This window comes from Desulfonatronospira sp. (assembly GCA_003563255.1).
In the GTDB taxonomy this organism is placed as follows: Bacteria; Desulfobacterota; Desulfovibrionia; order Desulfovibrionales; family Desulfonatronovibrionaceae; genus Desulfonatronospira.
The window spans coordinates 1-5597 of sequence record PWSL01000316.1 but is presented as its reverse complement, the minus strand read 5'-3'; the positions used below and the strand labels follow the sequence as shown (position 1 = coordinate 5597).

At 47.8% G+C, this 5597-nt stretch carries 6 protein-coding genes; 3 read left to right on the top strand and 3 right to left on the bottom strand.

All coding sequences use genetic code 11. From position 1 onward, the window contains the following. From QZP87_RS09270 to QZP87_RS09260, 3 genes are all read right to left on the bottom strand, one after another. Positions 1-1090: ABC transporter transmembrane domain-containing protein (locus tag QZP87_RS09270; RefSeq protein WP_291322637.1), on the bottom strand; the 1090-nt coding region annotated here is incomplete at its 3' end. Positions 1091-1160: 70 nt separating this feature from the next. Further along, a complete protein-coding gene (locus QZP87_RS09265; protein ID WP_291322636.1) occupies positions 1161-1577 on the bottom strand; it encodes a hypothetical protein in 417 nt (138 codons plus the stop codon). A 134-nt stretch (positions 1578-1711) separates the two neighbouring features. After that, on the bottom strand, positions 1712-2005 hold the full coding sequence (locus tag QZP87_RS09260; RefSeq protein ID WP_291322635.1) for a toxin-antitoxin system HicB family antitoxin: 294 nt from the start codon (positions 2003-2005) through the stop codon (positions 1712-1714). A 1050-nt stretch (positions 2006-3055) separates the two neighbouring features. Between QZP87_RS09260 and QZP87_RS09255 the strand changes: the two genes are divergently transcribed. The 3 genes from QZP87_RS09255 to QZP87_RS09245 all read left to right on the top strand — a co-directional run. Continuing rightward, complete coding sequence (locus QZP87_RS09255; RefSeq protein ID WP_291322634.1) at positions 3056-3514, top strand: hypothetical protein; 459 nt, start codon at positions 3056-3058, stop codon at positions 3512-3514. A gap of 233 nt (positions 3515-3747) precedes the next feature. Next, a complete protein-coding gene (locus QZP87_RS09250) occupies positions 3748-4923 on the top strand; it encodes a glycosyltransferase (protein ID WP_291322633.1) in 1176 nt (391 codons plus the stop codon). Between the two features lie 50 nt (positions 4924-4973). Beyond that, positions 4974-5597 (top strand): glycosyltransferase family 2 protein (locus QZP87_RS09245; protein WP_291322632.1); only part of this gene is annotated, 624 nt, incomplete at its 3' end.

Sequence of the window (5597 nt, the reverse complement as noted above, 5' to 3'; positions counted from 1 at the left end):
CCCTGGCCAGGGTGGTCTTGCCTGCTCCACTGGGTCCTATGAGCCCCAGGGTTTGCCCGGCCTGCAGATCAAAACTGACACCCTTGATTATTGGCTTTCCGCCTTGGGCATAAACCAGGGACTCGGCCTTGAGGTGACCCTTGGGTTCAGGCAGTTCCAGGCTGACTTCCTGATCTTTTTGCTCCAGTCCTTCCAGGTAGCTTTTTAGGCGCAGAAATGCATCTTTGGCATTCTGGTAATCCTCCCAGCCGTTGACCGCCATCTGCATGGGCATGATCACCCGTCCAGCAATGATGACAGCGATTATGACCAGAGCACTGTCAATTTCTCCCCTGAGCATCAGGGAGAAGCCCACACCCATGAGCAGGACCTGCATGATCCAGCCCATGGACTTGGTGATGGCTGAGTGAATTCCGGCCTTTTCACTGGCCTCGGTCTGGTCCCTGACCATTTCGTCCTGCATGCCCCGCCACTTTTGAACCAGCTGGGGCTGCATGCCCATGGCCCTTACCGCCTGGGAATTGTGCACGCATTCCTGAGCAAAGCTGTTGGCCCGGGCAAACCCGATGTTGGATCGGCGCAGAAGCTCCCTGGTGGACTTTCTGGTGGCCAGCTTGGTGCCCAGAATTACCATGATACATAATATTGCCAGAATTCCCATAAGGGGACTGATATAAAACACTATGAGCAGCATCAGCGGCGAAATCAATGTATCCAGAAAGGCCGTAGAGGTAGGTGAGTTGAGAAAACCCCGCACCTTGGACAAATCACCCATAGCCGTAGACGAATCACCTTTCTGACCCAGAGCCCGCTCCTGAAACATTTTGTGCAGGATCTTCTCCCCCAGTTGATGATTGAGGTACATGGAGAAACGACGCAGCAGGGCAAAGCGCAGTACATCAAAAATGGTCATGAACAGCAGTCCGCCCACAGCAGCCATGGCGATTACTGCAATGCTGGATACGCTTTCACTGGGTACTACCCAGCGAAAGAGCATTATCATGTTGAAAGGCAGCGAAAGCGTCAGCAAGACTACGAATACGCTCAGCAAGACTGAAACTATTAAAACTTTTCTCAATTCTTTTTGCATGTTATTTTGCCTTGTTCATTCACTTTAGTATCTGTCCATCCATACACCCATACCTTCTTTGTTGGAAGCGCTAAACAGATACACTTTCTTTTTTCTGTATCTTCCTGATGAATACAGGTATACGCACTGCATGACGCCAATTCTGTTCCTGATTGAATTCCACCAGAACATAATGCAGGCCGAAACTGGTAATATCCAGGCTGTTGATTCTGAAGTGCAGCCGGTGCCTGGGCCTTTCAAGAACCATGGGTTTTGTCTGCAGGATCGGCCTGAGAGACTGGTCCGGCATTTCCAGGATGACCCTGAACTGGACAGACTCTTTTTCATCACTGTTCTTTTCCCACAGGGTCCCTAAAAAAATCGGCCCGATGCGGACAGGTACTTCCAGTGCCGAACCTTCTTCTATGCATCTGACATAGGTAACAGAGTTGGTTTCCTGGTCAGTGATTATATCCCGACACAAAACCGACCATACATTTCTGATCATTTTTTCCTCAAATCATGTTGCCATTAAGCAGTCCGCCACCTAAACCGCCGGGTTTGGCTAAGAACTCTCAATGGATGGCGCGCAGATACCTGCTGCAGGTATCAGCAAGAAGTGTTCAAGTTTACAGGCGCATCCTACTGGGTTACAATATTACTGGTCCCGCTGCTGCTCCAGATTAACTCACCAGGTTCATTATCGCCCACAGTCATGCTGGAAACCATCTCATGCACTTCCTGAACGGTATCTGCAAGTTTGTCCTGAAAAGCGGCCGAAGTTTTTTCCTGACTGACCCTGGTACTCAACAGGTAAACCACATAGCCGTTCAGGGATACACCCTGTTTGACGGCTTCAGCCGCCAGTTCGGCATGCAGGGATTTGGGCAGGCGCAGCCTGAACTGTCCGCTGTATTCCTTTGTTTTATCACTCACTATACTAAGCTCCGGGCTAGTCTCTGTCCTAAGGTGTCTGTTCAGCGTTTTGCGTAGCGTTCGTCCTGAGCCATGCTTTCCTGAGGCGCAACCATACAGGGGGTCCTCGGTGGTGATCACTGGCACCAGGCCTGAGGTAACCATTCAGGGGTTTCAGACGCCGGCTTGAGAACAGTCCTGTTGCGACGTCGTTGACCAAATGGTACCAAATATGGAACCATTGTCAAGAAAAAAATTTGTTGAAGTTGTCAGCAAAAAAAACCGCTTTGTGCGCCTGTAATTGACTTGGTACCAGATATGGAACCATTGTCAAGAAAAAAATTTGTTGAGGTTGTCAGCAAAAAAAACCGCTTTGTGCGCCTGTGAATGGCTTGGTACCAGATATGGAACCATTGTCAAGAAAAAAAACGTCCGGTAATAAATTTTTTACATAGAAGTTAACATTACAGCGAAACTTATTGAGGCAGGTTAAATATTTTAGGCGCTTAGCACAAATTTCAAACAAACATGTTGTTTCATTTTTAAAGAAAGCCAAGAGGTTATGCCCACGGAACACACGGAAAGGCACGGAAGTTTTTTAAGCGTTGCGAAGCAACGCATATTCCGTGAAATTCCGTGTATTCCGTGGGCCGTCTCTTTTGCAACCGGGACACGGTTTTGGACAGGGCTGTCTGTCTTCCTTGGCGACCTTTGCGCCTTTGCGTGAGAATATGTTTTTGGGTAGCAGCAAAGCCCGCTTTGGAAGTTTGGCTGTAGTGTTAACTGGACAGTCAAAAGATTTTATGCAAACCCTGGATTTATTGCATTTCAGTAAATTATTGCTATCCAGAAGCATACAGAGTACAACTGCTTGAAAATAAGAAGCATTATTATTGAACAATTAACTCGTATCTGTTTAGCGTTTTTTGGGAAAACAGAGGACAGGCACCCCCGCACTTATTTTTATAAAGGGTGTTTGACGGATTTTTTTAAAAATAAGTGCGGGGAGAGCCAGTCCCAGTGCCACATGAAAAGCGCTAAACAGATACAGTAACCCGCTAGTTTACAGGCATGTCATTAAGTCTTCCTCATGAAAACAGTTTCAGACCCTTTGAATCCTATCTCTGGATTGTGGAAGGGCCGTTTTATTATCTGGACAGATATGCCCTCCAGGCTGGACTTGGGCCGGACAGCGCCATCCCTTTGATTTTCAGGGTGAAGCAGGATCCCTTTGATCAGGCCAGGCTCACATATCCGGGCATAAAGTGCCGTCGGCCGGAAAACTGGCTTAAAGTCCTGGCCCTTTTATACGTCAACCATGTAAACTTCAGGCTTTATCAGGGTGAAGGCAGGGAAGACAGTCCTTTCAGCCTGACACTGTTAAGACCGTCGATACAGGAAGATCTCCGGGCCATCCTGGGGCTGGCGGCCAGGAAAAAGGTGAGTGAACTTCAAAGGCTTGAAAGCCTTCTGGAACAGGCCTTCAGCCACCTGCACCGTATGGGATCGTACACACGTAATGGCGTATAATTTTGTGATTGTTTCGCTTGCAAAAATCTTTTGAATGGGTACATTGTTTTTCTAGTTGTGTGCCGTCTCGGTATCTGTTCAGCACTTATAAGGAAAGCAGGGGACAGGCACCCCCGCACTTATTTTTCTAAAGGTTGTTTGACGGATTTGTAAAAATAAGTACGGGGAGAGCCAGTCCCCATGCCACATCCGAAGCGCTAAACAGATACGATAACCAAGGTTGGAAAGGACTATTGAAAATTCTGCACATGTGTAAATATTATCCGCCTTTCATGGGCGGGATGGAAAGTTTCATGGATGCCCTGGCAAGGGAGCAGGCCTCCAATGGACACGATATTATGGTGCTGGCTCACTGGCACCAGACAAAAAGACCTACTGAAAATGTGCAACTTTTGGACAATCTTTCGCTTATCAGGGTTTCGATAAAGGGAGTCCTGGTTCATGCCCCCATGGCCCCTGGAATGCCCGGAATGTTGAACAAAACGCTCAAAAATTATAAACCAGACGTAGTTCATGTCCATATGCCCAACCTGTCAGCCTTTTTTCTGTTGTGGTATAAAATGCTGCCCAGGCTGGTGATTCACTGGCATTCAGACGTGGTTGGATCTGAACATGAGTACAGGCTCAAACTTTTTTATCCCGTCTACAGGCTGTTTGAGAAAAGGCTCATACAAAAATCACATGCAATTATAGCCACTTCAGAGTCGTATTTAAAAAGCAGCCAGGCACTCAGTGACTTTCAGAATAAGTGCACAGTGACACCCTTAGGAATTTCACTTGAAAAAATGAAGGAACTGGCATATACTTCGCAAGACAGTGAAGAAAGGCAAGCACTGTTGAAAAGGTTATTCAATGACTTCTCAGGTGATACCGCTTTTGATTTTGTTTTAAGTGTCGGCAGGTTTACATATTATAAAGGCTTTAAATATCTTTTGGAGGCCTGCAGGCTGGGTTTCAACGGCAGGCTGATAATTGTCGGTGACGGTCCCCTGTGGAGGGAAATAAACAGCCTGAGGCTGAGTCTTGGGCTGACTGGTCAGGTCAGTATGCCGGGCAGTCTACAGGACAAGGAACTGCACTGGCTGCTTTATCAGTGTTCCGCCTTCTGCCTGCCCTCCATTGAGAGGACTGAGGCATTTGGCATGGTCCTTCTGGAAGCCATGTATTACAAAAAGCCTTTGATAACCACCAGGGTGGCGGGTTCGGGGATGAATGAGGTTAATATTCACGGACAAACCGGCCTTGTTGTTTCACCGGCTAGTCCACACGATCTTTCCCGGGCCATGGGCTATATACTTTCCCAAAAAAAAGAGGCTGAGCGTATGGGACGAAATGCCAGGGAAAGACTGGAAAAAAAGTTTACAATATCTGATGTCGCCCATAATCTTGAGCAGGTTTACCAAGTGTAAGCGCTTCTTTCGGCCTGGAAGCGGAGCAGGAAGCCGAACCGCAGGCAGGCATGGGTCCTACCATCCGGGGGCGGGGCAGAAAGTCATGCAACATGCAAATCGCTTATGATACCAAAAACAAGGCTGTTGTGCAAGATCTGTTAGAACAATCCCTGGTAGTTATACCTGCCCACAATGAAGCATGTACAGTGGGGCATGTTGTAGAGGCAGTCCATTCTATAGGTTTAACCTCTGTTGTGGTGGATGATCATAGCCAGGATGACACCAGAGACGCAGCACGTAAACAGGGAGCTCTTGTGTTGAGACTGCCGTGGAGGCTGGGAGCCTGGGGGGCTATCCAGACTGGTATGAGGTATTGCGTAAGAAATGGTTATAAGTACTGTATTACACTTGATGCCGACGGACAGCATATTCCATGCAGCATTCAAAACCTGTTGCGCTATGAATATCTGAAGATATACGATGTATTAATTGGATCCTGCCCAAAAAGAGTCAGCCGCATGCGACGCTTTGCCTGGAGCTGGTTTCGCAGCATCAGTGAGACGGATCTTCAGGATCTTACTTCAGGCCTCCGGGTCTACAACCGCCGGGCCATGCGTTTGATGCTGGACAAAAGGGCTTACTTGTTTGACTATCAGGATATCGGAGCCATTCTTCTCCTGAAAAAATTCGGT